The following is a 2,136-nucleotide window of genomic DNA, read 5'->3' as shown; positions in this document are numbered from 1 at the left end:
AGATGGCCTCACTAGGCCCGCTTTTCAATGTGCTCATCACGCAGATGATGAACTTCATGTCCGAATCCATTCCACGCCCCGGCGAGCACCAGGTGCTTGTTCTGCTCGATGAATTTCAGAACCTCGGCAAGCTTGAGAAGGTCACGGACATGGCCACCGTCCTTGGCGGCCACGGCGTGCCGATGTGGTTCTTCGTGCAGTCGCTCAAGTCGGTCGACGAGATCTACCGCAAAGAAAGCCGCGAAACGCTGATCAACGCTGCCCGAGTCCAGATCTTCTTCGGCGCCCAGGAGACCTACGATCTGCGCTACGTCTCCGAGCAGATAGGCGAAACGTCCGAACCCCAGAAGGACGTCACCAGGACGCAGGCCAGCCTTTTCGACACCTATTACACGCGCTCCGTTCACAGCAAGCAAGTGCGTCGGCCGCTGATGCGTCCGGACGAAATTCGCACCATGGACAAGAACAAGGTCGTCATTCTGCCGCGCGGCGAAAATGCAATCCTTGCGACTCGCAATTTCTATTTCGCTGATCGGGAGCTCTCCAAGCTGGCGTTCATGACGCTCCCGCAAAGGGCGAACGCAAAGCACGCCAAACCAGTCGCTGCCGCCGCCGCCCTCCCCTCTCCGTCCGTCCAGTCGATCGTGCCGGTCGGGCCACGCTACCGCTCCGGCATCACACAGTCGCGGCTGCAGCGCGGTGCGACGTTCGCTGCAAAAATTGGACGCGCCGAGCGGCCAGTCGCTCGCCGTCGCTTGCCCGCCGCGCAAAAGGATGAGCTTGAGGCGACCCATATCCCGTCGGCAACGGCGGCGCCCGTTGCGCCACAGGCTGTCGACTTTTCGGCTTTGGCCGCCCGGGCAGCGTCGACCAGGATCTCGCCACAAAAAGAGGCCGTGATTGCGGCCATTCTTGCTAAGGCCAAATCTTTCCGTCCGCAGTCGACCGACCCCGAGACGTTCGACCGCAATTTAAGCGTCATCGCGGACGCCTTGCCGGACATTGTGGACGAGTAGTAGGCGTTGTCGATCCCTGGGCGCAACGGCCCCGGTCGCTTTCGACGCTGCGGCCCAGGAAGAAGTCATGCTCACTGATCGATTTCGTTATCCAGACATCATCCCGTAGAAGCCCCTCGGCAGTGATGGCGAAACCCCAGAAGCTGATTCCATGCGTTGGTGATCTCGGTTGTTCAAACGGGCGACAGCGTAGTCCGCTCGCGTTCATGTTGCGCTTTGTGACCCCAGCGTAACCGGCACCGATCGTCTTCAATTGCCAAAGGGGCAGTTTGGAGAATGGCTCTACGGCGGAGGGCCCGGCCCTCAAAATTGTTATTCACCGGCGTCGAGTCTGCAGCCATTCTCTTTGAAAAAAGAGCATCGTATACAGTAGGCTTGTCGATGCGTGGGGGAGATGCAGATGAGACTAAAAAAAGCGAGGGTAACTAACTATCGGAGCGTCAAGGATTCCGGGTGGATTGATTTTGAGCCGAATAAAACCATTCTCGTCGGCCCTAATGAAGCCGGCAAGTCGGCGCTACTTAAGGCCCTCCAACAGATAAACGCACCGTCGGGGATTGGTGGTTTCGATGCTCTTCGCGACTATCCTCGTGGCGATTACAATGACATCACGGCTAAGCGCGCGGAGCCTTCAAAAATCAGCGTTGCGGTAGCTCATTTCGAACTAGAGGCTGCAGACAAGCAAGCGCTCGAACCGGAGTTTCAGCCCGCCACCTACGTGTTCACACGCCGCCTCGACAACTCGTGGTGGCATGACCTTGAAGGCATCCAGGCCAGAGCCACTACCGACGAATTGAAAAAGGATCTCGCCCGTCTTGCCGCCCACGTTGATGGTCGACAAAAAGAAGGGGAACCACTGCCTAGTAAAGAGCTTGAGGTTGTCCTACCTAGCGAACTATAAGAGCGGGAATTTCTGGATTTTCGACGATCTCGCGACGAGCTTGATTGCTTGGCTAGAAAAATTCTACCCGCTTGTCGATCAAGCGGATACCAAGGAAGAGGAGCGATACGACAGGCTCCTTGCTCGCTGCAGATACTCGCTGCGATGGAGTGCTGCGCTGGGCGTGCTACGAAAGGCCCTGCCGGTATTCGTCCTGTTCAGCAACTATTTCCGCGTCCG

Annotated in this window: 2 protein-coding genes; both read left to right on the top strand. The window is 57.7% G+C overall.

The window, feature by feature from the left end:
* The coding region (locus EOC06_RS33060; protein ID WP_128309770.1) for a type IV secretory system conjugative DNA transfer family protein at positions 1-1,016 on the top strand (1,016 nt) is incomplete at its 5' end.
* 400 nt (positions 1,017-1,416) lie between these two features.
* Positions 1,417-1,917, top strand: a complete 501-nt coding sequence (locus EOC06_RS41040) for an AAA family ATPase (RefSeq protein WP_206631310.1) — start codon at positions 1,417-1,419, stop codon at positions 1,915-1,917.
* Positions 1,918-2,136 lie beyond the last annotated feature (219 nt).

It is taken from the genome of Mesorhizobium sp. M7A.F.Ca.MR.362.00.0.0 (genome assembly GCF_004023175.1).
Lineage (GTDB): Bacteria > Pseudomonadota > Alphaproteobacteria > Rhizobiales > Rhizobiaceae > Mesorhizobium.
Note: the sequence above shows the minus strand (reverse complement) of the source record. Positions and strands in the feature narration are given on the sequence as shown.